At 35.8% G+C, this 15,210-nt stretch carries 9 protein-coding genes; all 9 read right to left on the minus strand.

Annotation, left to right across the window (positions count from 1 at the left end; translation table 11 throughout):
• Positions 1 to 269: 269 nt before the first annotated feature.
• On the minus strand, positions 270 to 1,619 hold the full coding sequence (locus tag ACODSB_RS02600) for a glycoside hydrolase family 28 protein (protein WP_488935886.1): 1,350 nt from the start codon (positions 1,617 to 1,619) through the stop codon (positions 270 to 272).
• Between the two features lie 100 nt (positions 1,620 to 1,719).
• Positions 1,720 to 3,729, minus strand: coding sequence for a pectate lyase (gene pelA / locus ACODSB_RS02605; protein WP_488935887.1), 2,010 nt, complete (start codon positions 3,727 to 3,729; stop codon positions 1,720 to 1,722).
• Between the two features lie 26 nt (positions 3,730 to 3,755).
• Entirely contained in the window at positions 3,756 to 5,351 is a 1,596-nt protein-coding gene (locus ACODSB_RS02610; protein WP_488935888.1) for a glycoside hydrolase family 43 protein, read from the minus strand.
• Between the two features lie 294 nt (positions 5,352 to 5,645).
• On the minus strand, positions 5,646 to 6,866 hold the full coding sequence (locus tag ACODSB_RS02615; protein WP_488935889.1) for a glycoside hydrolase family 88/105 protein: 1,221 nt from the start codon (positions 6,864 to 6,866) through the stop codon (positions 5,646 to 5,648).
• Positions 6,867 to 6,888: 22 nt separating this feature from the next.
• Positions 6,889 to 8,079, minus strand: a complete 1,191-nt coding sequence (locus ACODSB_RS02620; RefSeq protein ID WP_488935890.1) for a glycoside hydrolase family 88/105 protein — start codon at positions 8,077 to 8,079, stop codon at positions 6,889 to 6,891.
• Positions 8,080 to 8,400: 321 nt separating this feature from the next.
• Entirely contained in the window at positions 8,401 to 9,366 is a 966-nt protein-coding gene (locus ACODSB_RS02625; RefSeq protein ID WP_488935891.1) for a DUF4861 family protein, read from the minus strand.
• 11 nt (positions 9,367 to 9,377) lie between these two features.
• Positions 9,378 to 10,313 (minus strand): alpha/beta hydrolase fold domain-containing protein, encoded by a 936-nt coding sequence (locus ACODSB_RS02630; RefSeq protein ID WP_488935892.1) that lies wholly within the window; start codon positions 10,311 to 10,313, stop codon positions 9,378 to 9,380.
• 104 nt (positions 10,314 to 10,417) lie between these two features.
• Positions 10,418 to 12,091 carry a RagB/SusD family nutrient uptake outer membrane protein gene (locus ACODSB_RS02635; protein ID WP_488935893.1) on the minus strand — a complete coding sequence of 558 codons (1,674 nt, stop codon included), beginning with the start codon at positions 12,089 to 12,091 and terminating at the stop codon, positions 10,418 to 10,420.
• Between the two features lie 12 nt (positions 12,092 to 12,103).
• Positions 12,104 to 15,208 carry a SusC/RagA family TonB-linked outer membrane protein gene (locus ACODSB_RS02640; protein WP_488935894.1) on the minus strand — a complete coding sequence of 1,035 codons (3,105 nt, stop codon included), beginning with the start codon at positions 15,206 to 15,208 and terminating at the stop codon, positions 12,104 to 12,106.
• Positions 15,209 to 15,210: the final 2 nt, after the last annotated feature.

The following is a 15,210-nucleotide window of genomic DNA, read 5'->3' on the forward strand; positions in this document are numbered from 1 at the left end:
GATTTTAGATTTTAGATTTTAGATTTTAGATTTTAGATTTTAGATTTTAGATTTTGAAATGCGGAGCTACTTGCGTTCCTTCGACTTCGCTCAGGAGGACATGTCTTTACGGATGCTCTTTGCGTAGACGCACTGCTGTGCGTCTCTACAGAAAAACCTTTGTACCTTTGAACCTCTGTAACTTTGTACCTAAAATAAACGCACTTCTGCGCACCTCTACAGAAAAAACCTTTGTCCCTTTGAACCTCTGCACCTTTGAACCTAAAAAATTAAGGTTTCGAAACCGCCGTAGGTACTGTCGCTCTTTGTCCTATAAAAACATCTGTCATTAAAACATTTTCGGCATTTTCGTTGGAGAGGGCGTTTTTTGCTTCTTTAATTTCAATATTTTTCAGTGAGATGTTTTTGATTTTTTTATCGGGAAAACCCTGAATTACAATTCCGGATTCTGATGCTTTATTACAAGTAATATTCGAGAATGAAACATTCGATATATCCGATTGAAATCCTTTTCCTTCTCCGTGATAATTGGCTGTAATATAAATACAATCTTCAACCTGATCCAACTGAATATTCCGAACGAATATATTTTTAATAAAACCACCTCTATCGGCATTGGTTTTTAAATAAATTCCTCTTTTTAAGTATCCGATAGTTTTGCAGTTCTCTACAAAAACATTTTGAACTCCGGCCGACATTTCGCTGCCAATTACTACGCCATGAAGTCCTTTAAAATTACAGTTTCTAATGATTATATTTTCACTTGGAGTCGCTGTATTGGCTCTACCTTCGTGATCTCTGCCTGCTTTTATAGCAACGTTATCGTCACCGTTATTAAAAGTTACATTTTCTATTAAAACATCTTTGGCATATTCTGGATCGATTCCGTCGTTATTGTGATTTAAAGATTTATAACTGATACCGCGAATAGTTATACTTTGCGATTTTAAAAGATGCAGACACCAAAACGGCGAATTTTCGATTCTCACATTTTCGACTAAAATATTTTTAGAATTCAAAAATTGGATCATCTGCGGACGCAGGAAATAGCCTTCGCCAAATTTTCTGTCTTTCAGCGGAACATTATTATGGTTCATTTCACGGCTTAAATCCTTGCCTGAACCTTCTTTTGCTTTAAAACTTTTCCACACTTTTCCTCCTTCTCCATCAATTGTTCCTTCACCTGTTATGGCAATATTGGTACATTCATTAGCATATATAAGCGGACTGTAATTATATAGCATAGTTCCTTCCCAGCTTGTTAAAACCATTGGAAGGTATTCCTGCGGGTTGTCACTAAATTTAATCTTTGCTCCTTTTTCTATTTTCAGGTTTACATTGCTTACAAAATGAATTGGTCCGTTTATTTTATAAATGCCTTTTGGCACAATAATAGTTCCGCCATTATTCTTTTTGCACAATGCCATCGCTTTATCAAAAACAGCTTTGTTATTTGTAATTGAATCTCCTTTTGCACCTAATTTTAAAATATTTACCTGATAAGCAGGAAAAACCGGAAGCTGGATTCTGTTTACAATAGAATCAACTTTTGCCGTTGGAAAATCATTGTTCTGAGCAAATGAGCTAAAGCTGATTAATATGAGGATAAGATATTTCATTTTTTTAGGTTCTAAGGTGCTGAGATGCAAAGTTTCTGAGATACTGAGATGCTAAGATTCTGGAGTCAAACAAAACTTAGAGTCTTAGCATCTTAGAAACTTAGTAACTAAGATACCAAGGTATCGTTGTATCTTTTAAAATATTTTCTATCGAATATTGATCTGCTTCTGATTTTGTAAGCTGATGTGACCATGATACTCTTTTCGCTGGTTGAAATCCTTCTCCGCTGTTATTGTATTCGGCATAAAAGGTGTTTTTTTCTGCATCTGGTTTTGACCAGTTTTCCCAGCCTTCGGGTTTTATATGTTTTCCTAATTCGCAGTTTATATAAACGGTTTTGGCATAAATTCGCCACGGCCTTCCTAAATAAACGGCATTGGCAGAAGGTTCTGCCGTTAGTTTACAATTTTTAAAAACAAAGCCGTACGCTGTTCCTTCTGGAGTTGAAGCGGCTGTTACGTAGGAACTTTTAATGCTGTGAATGACACAGTTTTCAAACAATGCTGTTGCACCTCCAAAAATAAAATCGGTTGTTCCTTCAATATAACAGTCTTTAAAATATTGTTTGGCATTTTTTCCTGATAAATAAAGAGTATCCTGATTTCCCAAAATAATACAATTTGAAATTTTAGCCCGATTGCTTACCACTGATAATGCAATTGCCTGACCTTTATCTCCAGAAGCATTTTGAATCGTTAAATTTGATGCCGAAAAATCATCTCCTTCCACTAAAACAGTTGAAGTATAAAAGGTGCTGTTGCGTCCTAAATTGATCTTCGAAAAATTGTCATCAAAAGTAATAATGGTGTTTTCTTTGCTTTCTCCCAATAAAATCAAATTGTTGTTCCATTCCGGGATTCTAAGCTTTTCTTTATAGGTTCCGTTTTTTATAAAAATAGTCACTTTTTCATAAGGAAATGACGGACTTGCATAAATAGCATCTTGTATTTTGGTAAAGTCACCAGAGCCATCCTGAGCAACCGTTAAGAAGTTAGCTTTTTTTTTCTCTGATGCTGTTTCCGAAACTTTTACACCATTTTTAACTGCCCAGGAATCGTATTTTTTCAAAACTTCTTTTGGCTCGTCTGTGTACCAGGCGTAACCATTTCTTCGTTCTGCCCCTATTTCATCCAGTGATTTCTTTTTGATTCCGTCACGATCACTAAAGAAAGGTTCGTTATTGTCCAACTCCATAAATCTCGCCCAGATTGGTGAAGCATTTTGAACCGGAATCATTTTTTTATCGATAATTTTTCCGGCGTCATTTAAAACACATTTTTCTTCCAGATTGGTAATTTTTGTTTTTTCAAACCAGATATTGGCACTTTTTACAGCAGTAATTATTTCTGGTGAAGGTTTTTGAATGGACATTAAAAGCAAAACAATTTTAGCCGATTCTTTTCCGCTAAGCGAAGGAAGTTCATACGCTCTTGCCTTTGCCGGAAGTAATGTAACCTCATCATGCTGCGCGCACCAAGCCGTTAAAACTCCGTTTTGTTTGTATTGTGTTTTAATAATGCAGTCAATACCTTTATCAAAAGCTGTTTTTGTTTTGGCAACGATTTCTTTTGAGGGTTTAATGCTGTAAAAATCAGTTTCTTCAGCAACTTCTTTCATCACATTTAAAATGCGAACCATCGAATCGTCATTATATGTTATATGGGTGTAATATCCTTTTTTTAAGGGATAAAACTGAGGCCAGCCGCCGTTTGCATATTGCGCTTCTAACAAATAATTTAAACCTTTTAAAAAGGATTCTTTATAGCGTTCGTCTTTAACCTGCGCATACATTTTAGACAAAAAAAGCATTTCCTGAGTCGTTGCTCCATTGTCTGTCGTGGTTTCTTTTGTGGTTTTCTTTATTTCAAGTAATTCTTTTTTCTGCGATGGAGTCAGCTCATTCTGCATTTGAATGTTCTTTGGCCAGCCTCCAATATCTCTTTGATAAAGCAAAACATTTTCGGCAATCTTTTTCGCTTCTTCTGTACCAAACCAGGACGCATCACTTTTGCGAATAATATCCGGCCAGTTTTTATAAGTATTTTGCGCATTTACTGCGAAACTAAAACCAACAATAAAAAGCAGTACTATTTTTTTTAGTGGAATCATTTTATTCTTTTAGTTTTTGATCATTTTTATTTCGTTATTCTAAACCAATCAACGGCAGCATTTCCAGAATCGTTTGTTATTTTTTCGCCTAAAGCAAAAAGCCCGACTTTCGCTCCAATCCATTTTCCTTCTTTCGAAATAAAATCAGTTCCTATTGATTGATAGTTTTTATCGTCTAAACTGTAAAAGAAACTACACACTCCGCCTTTCTTAATTTTAACTTTTAAATAAACAGTATTGTTAGCAATCAAAATAGGTTTTGTTTCTGTTTCTGAAACCGTTTTATTGAAAGTTCCTGTTTTTTGGTTTAGATATAATTTTCCTTCTACATTTTTAAAACATAAATAACTATAATCTAATCCCATGATAATTAGTCCGGTCGATTCGCCGTTTAATCTGGTATTGAAAGTTATTTTGGCTGTAGCCGAAAATTCTTCGGCAGGAAACTTTTGAAGAAGCAAATTCGGTGCATCAAATATTTTATTATCCTTGATTGTTGTTACGCAAAATAAATTCAGATATCCCATACTAGTAGGAAATCCCCAATTAATCTGCGAATTTGCCTGCCACTGCCATTGTAAACCTAATTTTGGTTCATTAAGTTCATCTGAAGCTGCCGGATTTTCAATTGGATATTTTTTGCCAACATTTGGCTTTTTAAATGTTTTAACTGGTTCGCCTATTCCGTTTTTATCAAAATCCTGTCCCATAACCGGCCAGTCGTTTTCCCATTTCATAGGCTGCAAATGCACAATTCTTCCGTAAGCGCCTTTATCCTGAAAATGAATAAACCAATCTTCACCCGTTTGTGTCTGCACCCACGCGCCCTGATGCGGGCCGTTTATTTGGGTTGATCCCTGTTCTAAAACTTTTTTCTTTTCATAAGGCCCAAAAACATTTTTAGATCTTAAAATAGTCTGCCAGCCAGTAGGAACGCCGCCTGCCGGAGCAAAAATGTAATAGTAATTGTTTCGTTTGTAGAATTTTGGACCTTCAATTGTGCCTTCGCTTTCATGTCCGTCAATCACCATAACCTCATCATTATTAGCAATTGTTCCTTCTGCATTCATGGTGCAGACTACCAATAAACTTTTAATCTGCGCACGGCTTCCGGCAAAGGCATGTGCTAAATATACTTTTCCATCGTCATCCCAAAGCGGACTCGGATCAATCAATCCTTTTCCGGCTTTTACCAAAAGTGGTTCTGACCAAGGCCCTTCAGCCTTTTTAGCTTTTATCATGTAAATCCCAAAATCAGGATCTGGATAATAAATATAAAATTCGTTGTTATGAAAAGTAATACTTGGTGCCCAAACTCCATTTCCATGCTGTACTTTATCGTAAGTTTCAAAAGGCGGCTGTTTTGGCAATGCATAACTTAAAATTTTCCAGTTTACCAAATCCTTAGAATGCAGAATCGGCAGCCCGGGAATACAGTTAAAAGATGATGCTGTCATATAAAAATCATCTCCAACCCTAACAACATCAGGATCTGAATAATCAGCATGAATGATAGGATTGGTATACGTTCCGTTCCCATTATCCGGTGTCCAGACTTGTGCCGAATTTTTCTCCAAAGAGAAAAAGGAAAGGAAAAGGAAAATGATTTTTATATTTTTCATTTTTGTATTGTTTTGTTTTTTTGTCATTTCGAGGAACGAGAAATCGCACTAGAAACTCTACAAAGTATGTTGACAATCTGTGTCGATAAACGAGTGCGATTTCTCGTCCCTCGAAATGACAAACTATGTGCTTTAAACCCGACAAGTTTTAAAAACCTGTCGGGTTTCTATCGTGATTTGCAATTGGAGTTTCTTTGCGGTGCTTCGACTTCGCTCAGCAAGACAAAGCGTGCGTTCACTCTTAACTTATAATTCAAAATTCATAACTCACAATTAACAATTAACAATTAACCTCTATCTGTTTAACTCCAAAGCAGCCAAAATAAAAGGCCCGGTCGCTTTAGGGTCATTGTCTTTTTTCTTTTCATTTACGTAATATTCATAAGAACCATCACGATACGGAGTTCCACCTAAACCCGCAACCTGACAGCAGTTTGTTAAGGTAATACCGCCGTCTTCGTCAACTTTTTTGATTAAGATTTTAGTCAGTCCATCAAAAGCTTTGTTGGCCAGTTTTTTATATTTTGCAGGTAAATATCCTTTATTTGCTCCTTTTGCAAAAGCATAAGTAAACATTGCTGATCCTGAGGCTTCTAAATAATTTCCTTTTTCTCCACCTTTATCTGTAACCTGATACCACAATCCGGATTTATCCTGATATTTAGCCAAAGCTGCCGAAGCATTATTCAAATACTTAATTAACTCTGCTCTTTTTGGATGGTCTTTTGGCATATAATCCAGAACATCAACTAGAGCCATTACGTACCAGCCTAAAGCTCTTGACCAAAAGTTTGGAGAATTTCCTGTTTTTTTATTTGCCCAAGGCATTGCTTTGCTTTCGTCCCAGCCGTGGTATAACAATCCAGTTTTTGGATCTGTAGCATGAAGCTGAATCAACTCAAATTGTTTTGCGATATCGTCAAAGCTTTTTCCGTTTTCAAACGTTGCTGTGTATTGTGCGTAAAATGGTTCTCCCATATACAAACCGTCTAACCACATTTGGTTTGGATAAATTTGTTTGTGCCAAAAACCGCCGCTTGCTGTACGAGGCTGTTCTGCTAATTGCTTGCGAACCAATTGCATTGCTTTTAAATATTTATGCTGTTTTGATTCTGCATAAATATCAAAAAGCAAACGTCCCGGAACAACTAAATCAATGTTGTATTTATCAAATTCGTAAGTTTTAATACTTCCGTCTTCCTGAACCAATTCATCAACATAACCTCTTACATAAGCTTTGTAGCGCGGATCTGGATTTTTCTTGTACAATTCTTCTATCGAATGCAAAACTAAGGCATGAACATAATCCCATTTTGGTTTTTTAGAATCGTCAAGCATATAACTTTCAGGATGACGTTTCATTAAGGTTAAAGCCATTTTATCTGACCATTTCAGGTCTTTAGAAATCACAATTTCTTTTTTTGCAGGTTCTTGCGAAATCGCTTTACAGCCTGTTAAAGCAATAGCGCAAACTAATAAAACCGACATAAAACTTTGTTTCTTAGTATTTTTCATTTCAAAATATATTTTAATTCTATTATTTTTCTAATTCAATTGAAGCCATTAAAAATGCTCCCAAACCGATCGCACCATTCTCTTTTGTTTTGGCAATAAGATAATAATCATTTGTACCGTCTCTAAATGGTTTTCCTCCTAAACCTACATTTGCCGATACATTCAGAATATTTACTTCTCCTTTTTTATCAACCTTAACAAACTCTTTTACAAAACTGTCAAATGATTTCTTTGCTGTTTTTTTATAACTGGAAGACAAATATCCTTTGCGTGCTCCTTTTGCAAAAGCATAAATGATCATTCCTGAACCAGATGGTTCTGTATAATTGGCATATAACTGTGTTTTATCTGCTACTTGGTACCATAATCCTGTATCGCTTTTGTATTGATCTACAGCCGCTGCAATTTCATTTAAATACTGAACCAGAACTTTATATTTTGGATGAGATTTTGGAAAATAATCCAGCGTTTCTACGAGCGCTGTCATATACCAGCCAATTCCGCGTCCCCAAACTGTTGGCGAAGTTCCGGTTTGTTTGTCTGCCCAGGCAATTTCCTTGCTTTCGTCCCAAGCCTGATAAACCAGTCCGCTTTTTTTATCGATCATATGATCGTGAACTAATTCAAATTGTTTTGCAATATCATCTAAACTTCTTCCTTTTTCATATTTCACCGTAAATTGGGTATAAAAAGGTTCAGCCATATACAAGCCGTCAATCCACATTTGATTCGGATAAATCTGTTTGTGCCAAAATCCTCCGCTCGCCGTTCTTGGCTGATTTTCTAATTGATTTCTCAATTTTCCAATAATTTCAAAATAGCGCGAATCCTTTGTTACATCATATAAATTGAACAGCAGTTTCCCCGGATTCAAACAATCAATGTTGTATTCTTTAGTTTCGTATTTTTTAAGATTTCCGTCACTGTCAATCATACCGTCAACATAGTTTTTGATATAATCGAGATATTTTTTATCACCTGTTTCCTGATATAATTTCTCAAAACCAGACAATACAAAACCCATTTTATAATCCCATTTCGGACTGTCATTCCCATCTAATTTCCATGCTTCGGGATATTTATCCAAAATAGAAATTGCAGTTCTCTCAGACCATTTTAAGTTATCCGGAAGCACATTTTCGGGATTGTTTTGCGCAATTACAAAAACATGGAGAAGCAGAAATAATAGTACGGATGCTTTTTTATACTTCATAATTTATATATTTTTTTTGCCACAGATTTCACAGATTAAATGGATTATTCTTTGCTTGTTTTTAATTAACTATGTGTTAAATGCATTTCACGCAGATTAATTTAAACACATAGAAACATAGCTTTTAGTACTTGATAAAAGGCGTTTCACTTGCATTAACAAACATAGTACGCTATGTGTTAGAAGCGAGCTTCTTTTTATACTCTTTTAAAACATCATAAATTCTATGTTTCTATGTGTTAAATATTTTTCACGCAGATTTTGCAGATCAGCAGATTTTTTAATCTTTTTTAATCCTTTAAATCTGTGGCAAAAAATAACTTACATCTTCCCTTTTTTATTTAAAACCTCTAATTGTGCATCTAAATATTTAACGAAATCTTCCTGTGATTTTATTCCGTTTTGTTCTTGTTCCCAGGCACCTAAAAGATAAAAAGAATTTGCTTTTGTTGTTGGTTTAAAAACCAATAAATAATCTAAATCCGTATCGGCGATATTTTCGATTGTGTTGACTTCATAAAAAATACCCAGTCCTAATTTATCCGGAACCAAAGACTGTATGCCATATGTGGCTATATAAGCCCATTTTTTGTTTTTACTTTCTTTTTTAAGCAATTCCGTATTCTTTTGTTTTACAATTCCCGTACAGATTCCTTTAATTTCTTTGGAGGCCTGAATCGTATGTTTTGTATATAATTGATCTGGCTTTATAGTTAAAGTAGAAGTAAAATCAATTTTATCAGATGCTGTCTTCCATCCATAATAATTCACTTTCACGCCCGATTCGTTGTCTTTATTTACAACTGTTGCAATCGTAGAATCTACTTCACGGAAATGCAGTTTTTCATTGTTTAAATAACGATCGATAGAACCAATTCCGATTGCTTTTCCGGCTTTTAGAATATCAGCTCCCCAATCGCTCATTTCATGATACGAATCAAAATTATCCTGCCCGACTTTTGGTAAAATTATAGCTGGCGTTTTCTTTCCAAAAATATCAATCGCATTTCTCCAGTCTAAGTATAAACGGTAACCAATTCTGTTATTTTCCCATCCCGGACCTTCGTAACGAATATCAAAAGAATGATCTGTATGTTCCGGTGCCAGTTTTAATCTGTCTACATTATTAAAAGTCGTTCCGCCAATGTATTTGCGTCCTTCCCAATGTCCGTCTGTTTTTGCCGAAATTTCAGCATACGTTTTAGCCGTTTTAATATCATATTTTTGAGCATTAACTGATGTAAAACCAATTAAGAATAAAGCTGCGGCTGTAATTTTTGTTTTCATTTTATGGTAAATTATTTGAATATCTTATTTAGAAATTGGACTGTAAAATTGGCTGTTTTAGAAAACCAGGGTTCAAAAAACCAAAAAGAATGCGGTGAGTTTTCTAGTGTTTGAACTTCATTGTAAATTTTATACTGGTTTAAAATTTTTATCATATCATCTCTCCCGGCATGAAACCTGTCAATACTGCTGTTTATAAACAATGCTGGCGGCGTGTTTTTATCAGTATGGCTTAAAGCCGATGCATTTTTCCAATTTTCCGGTTTTTCCTCATAAGAACCTCCAAGCCAAAACGATGCCATTTCTCCTTCTGAAGATTCCGGATGCCTGAATGCCAAAACGCCGTCTATATCAATAATTGCATTTACTTTTGATGATGATTTACTTTGATTTGAAGCATCTTCAAAAGTTGGATTTTCATTTGTTGTACCAATCAAAGCTGCCATTTGTCCGCCCGAAGAACAGCCTAAAACCGCAATTTTGTCTAGATCTACTTTGAATTTCGCTGCGTTATCTTTTATAAATTTAATCGCATTTTTTACATCATAAACTCCGTAAGGATATTTTGCCTCAAGCGACAATCTGTATTCAATTGTAAAACAGGAATAACCGTAAGATGAAATTTCTTCTGCCAAAGCGTTCATCTGAATTTTATCTCCAGATCTCCAGCCTCCGCCATGAATCATAATAACGGCAGGATTTTGCTTTTTTGTGTTATATACAAAAGCATCAAAATGCAAGGTTCTTTCGTTCTCTTTAAAGTAAATTATATCCTTAATTTGAATCAGACTCTTATGATTTTCTAAAACCGGAATTGTAATTGACGGATATTTTTTTATCAATTTAGCATACGTGCTTTTTACCGTGTACGAGGTGTCAACAGCGTAAGTCTGCTGCGCGTTTATTGCACAAGACAGCATGAATAAAATCAATATTATTTTTCGCATTACAATCCTTTTTACTTTTTAGTCAGAAAGGAGTCCGACACTTGGGTCGAACTCCTCCTTAACTTCTTCAAAAAAACTAATAGTCTCAAAAAACTAACAAATTACTAATAACCAGGATTCTGAGGAAAATCTTTATTCTGGTTTAAATCCAATGCCACTTGCGGAATTGGTCTTAAAATTTTAAGTTGTCCGCCAACACCAACAAAATTTGCGGCCTTAATTTTATAATTATGAGCCGATGCTCTTGCAACTAATGTTCCCGTACGTTTTAAGTCAAACCAACGCTTATATTCTCCTAAAAGTTCTCTACCTCTTTCATCTAAAATATAATCGATGTTGAATTCTGCCGCTGTCGCATTTGCAACTCCGGCTCTTCTTCTCACTTCGTTTAAACGGTCTAAACCAGTTCCCGGCTGTCCTGCTTTTAAATAGGCTTCGGCAGCGATTAAATAGGTTTCTCCCAATCTTGAAACAATAATATCTCTTGTACTTACTGGCCCTGTACTTGAAGGCGTTGTAGGATCTGGATCGTCAAATTTCTTAACCGGAATTGTATAGCAGTCTAAGTTTTTAATTAAAGTATGCGCCGCAGAATATTCGCCCCAGGGATGGTATACAAACGTTGCCGATTTTCTAGCTGCATTTGCTGTTTCCCAAGCTGTTCTGTCTGCTGGTGTAAACCATTTTGGCTCGTAAAAATGTCTCACTTTTAATGAAGTCGGATTTGTGCTTCTGTAATATGGATAATACAACACGTTTTTTGTAACACCGTTTGTAGTTTCAGGACCTTCTAAGATTTCTGTCATAAAAGTTCCTTCCCATCTTTTATCTCCTTTTTCATAAAGACCCAAAGCGTAATCTGTTGGACATAAATTATAACTTCTTAATGGCGCGCCCGTTTCTGCTCCGCCTAAATACGAACTGAAATAATAAAACTGATTGTTACCCAATTTTGTTGGGTCTGTGCTTGTTGAAGCTTTATCGTATTGTACAGAGAAAATAGTTTCGGCATTTAAATCGTTTCCGGGTTTAAATAACTGGTCGAAAGCAAGCGCTAAAGTTTGTCCGCCAATTGCTGCATCGGCATAAGCTGCTGCTTTTGCAAAATCATCGGCTTTGCCAAACGTTTCATATCCTCTCGTTAAATATACTTTTGCCAATAAATCGTTTACCGCTCTTTTGTTTACTTTTCCGGTTGTGCTGTACGAGTTCGTTCCTACGCTTGCCAAAGCTGTATCTAAATCTGAAATGATCTGTGTATATACTTCCTCAGCCGTATTTCTGTGGAAAGATAAAACTGGCGTTGTAATATTTTCATTTACGATTGGAACACCGCCATAAGTCTGAACCAACAAGAAATAAGCTTGCGCTCTCAAAAATTTAGCTTCACCAACTAAAGTGTTGAAATTAGCCGTTTGTTCTGTTATCGCCGAATAATAAACGGCTTTATTTACAGATTGAATCAATTGATAACAAGGCGTATACAAATCTGCAACGTTGTCTGAAGAAGGTATTAAAAGTGCATACTGGCTTAAACCTGCTGGTTCCGGCGTTCTTCCTTCGGCGTACATATCGGTTCCGGCTTCAAATAACCACGGATTTCCTCCGTAAATACTTTTAAGCCATGCATAATTTGTATTGATCAGTAACTGATATCCCGCTGCGGTTTTATAAGTAGCATCGGCAGGAACATTCGAAAGACTTTCTTCTTCTATATAATTGCTGCATGAGTTTAAAGACAAGGCAGCAATTCCTAATATTATTATTATTTTTTTCATTTGATATCTTTATTAAAATTTAACACTTAATCCCAATTGCGTTGTTACAGATGCCGGACGGTTTACCCCAAAAGGAGAAGCGGCCCATTCTGGATCATATCCATCAAAATCTGTAAATACAAATGGATCTAAAACATTTACATAAATTCTCAAATTACTGATTTTAAGTCTTTTCAATAATTCTGAATTTAGTGTATAACCTAAAGATATATTTTTGATTTTTACATAAGAAACATCTCTGTAGTACCCAAATAAAGAAGTCCAGTAAGCTCCTGCACCCGTTGCAACCGGTCCCGGTCTTGGGTTTGTGTTATTAGCATTCGCTTCGATACCTGCACCGTTTGTTGGAATAAAATAATCCATCGCCAGTTTTTGACGTCCTCTGTCGCTTACATCGGCAAAGTTTTGGTGAAATGTACTTAGAACGGTTTGTCCCTGACTTGTCAAAACTGAAAAATTGAAATCAAAATTACCAACTGTCAGTTTAGAATATAAACTTCCCTGCCAATCCGGATTTGCGTTTCCAATTACCGTTCTGTCATCCTGATTAAATTTACCGTCGCCATTCAAATCTTTTGGTCTCGCCTGCCCCGGAGCTTGTCCGTAAGATGCTGCACGAGCCGCTTCGCTTTCCTGCCAAACACCATCATAAACGTAGTTGTAATTTGGGTTTAGTTCTGAACCCAGAATTAATTTATTTCCGATATCACTAACTTTATCCTGATTGTAAATTGACTCTAATTTGTTTACGTTTTTAGTAAAAGTAAAAGTCGTTTCCCAATTTACATTTTCGCTTTTAATGTTCTTTGTAGTTAATAAAACCTCGACACCTTTATTACTTACAGAACCAACGTTGGCAAAAGTATTTTTCCAGCCGCTTTCTGCAGGCAATTGCTGTTTGTAAATTAATTTATCTGATAATCTGTCATAAACATCAACACTTCCTGAAATTCTGTTTTTTAAGAAACCGAAATCAAGACCAAAGTTTAATTCTCGTGTTTTTTCCCATGTTAAATCCTGATTCGCCAAATTTTCTGACTGCCAGCCCGAAACTACATTTGCTCCGTTTGCATAAAAAGTCTGCTGATTTAATAAAGCCTGAGAAGTGTAAGGCGCTACGTTGTCGTTTCCTGTATAACCTAAACTCGCACGAAGTTTTAAGTCTGAAATTACATTACTGTTTGCTAAGAAAGATTCCTTGCTGATTTTCCATCCTAAAGCTACAGAAGGGAAACTTTGCCATTTATTGCCTTCTGATAAAACAGATGAACCGTCCCATCTTGAAGAAGCAGTCAATAAATATTTATCTTTAAACGTATAGTTTAAACGAACAGCATAAGAACTTAATGTATTTTTTTGATATCCTGAACTAATATTATAACTGGTCTGAACTCCAGATCCCATATTGTTTGATCCAGTATCAAATGGCTGATTGTTAGAATACAAATACGAAGTTTCATCAACATTTGAATACAAACTCTGTAATAATAAAACACTAAAATCATGAACTTCGGCAAAAGTATGTTTCAAATCAATTTGATTGTCCCAAGTATAATTGAAGTTATTGAAGTTTTTTATAGATGCCGAGTTTTTTCCGTTTAAGGTAACTCCGGCATTTGACTGTGCACCATAAGCTGCGCTTGTAACGGTATTTTCGATTCCGGCAGAAAAAGTGGTTTTAAACGAAAGCCATTTTAAAGCTTGGTATTGAAAGAAAACATTTCCAACAGTCTGCCAAGTTTTTTCTGTCTGCGAAGAATTAGCAATTTCCATTAACGGATTTACCGCACTGGTTTTATTAATTGCCCACGAACCATCAGGATAAGTTAGTTTTCCCGGAAGAAAAAATAAAGTTCCTACTCTTTCATTTCCAGCGGCATCAACTGCCCAAGGCGACATTAACGGACTAAGTCTAAAAGCGTCCTGCATCGCTAAATCACTTCCTAACTGCGTGTCAACACGGGCAATTGTAACGTTTGCACCCGTTGTAAATTTGTCGTTTATTTTATGATTTAATCCTAGTTTAAAAGAATATTTATCAGTTCCGTCGTTATCGATAAGACCTTCATCACTTTGAATTCCGAATCCTAAATTGTAGCTCAAACCAGAATCTGAACGGCCTGTAACATTTAAGTAATTATTTTGTGTCATTCCTGTTTTTAGAACCGCATCGGCCCAGTCAAAATTGTAACCGTTGTTGGCTCTTGAAACTAATAATGGACTTTGATTTCCTGCTAACGCTGCAAGCTGCGCAGGAGTCTGCGTTGCCGGAGTTGCGCTCATATAAGCAACCTGGTGAAATTTCCACCATTCTTCACCGCTCATCATTTTTGGTAATCTTGCCGCTGTTTTTGTTCCGTAAGAAGAATCAAAAGTTACATTGATTCCTGATTTTACGTTGGCACCGCTTTTTGTTGTAACAATGATAACACCGCTGGCTCCTCTTGAACCGTAAATTGCTGCAGAAGAAGCATCTTTTAAAACGTCCATTCTGGCAATATCCTGTGGATTCAAAAAGTCAATATTATCAACCGGAACTCCGTCTACAACATATAAAGGAGACGATCCGACTAAAGAGTTATTTCCTCTAATAACCACTTTAAATCCGTCACCTGAACGTCCTGAAGTTGACGAAATCGTAACTCCGGGTGTACTTCCCTGAATGGCTTCAAGCGCACTTGTTGTATTTCGTTCTGTAATCGTTGCCGCGCTGATGGTACTTACTGATCCTGTAAGATCTGTTTTCTTTACAGAACCGTACCCAACAACTACAACTTCGTTTAATGAATTTGACTGTTCTGCAAGACTTACATTAATTGTTGTTTTTCCGGCTACGCTTACTTCCTGTGTTTGAAAACCTAAATAGCTTATTATTAAAACAGCTTTATTATTGGTTACGTTTATTTTAAAACTTCCTTCAAAATCTGTCGAAGTTCCGTTTTTAGTTCCTTTTTCCTGGATATTAACGCCTGGCAGCGATAATCCTGTTGCATCTGTAATTTTCCCTTCTATTGTTGTAGACTGTGCGTTTATCGTATTGCACAGCAGGAAATTCAGGAAAAATAAAAATACGAGATTGTATTTTGTTTTTTTCTTTAATGGTTGTTTAATTTTCATAA

Source organism: Flavobacterium sp. FG68 (assembly GCF_057808895.1).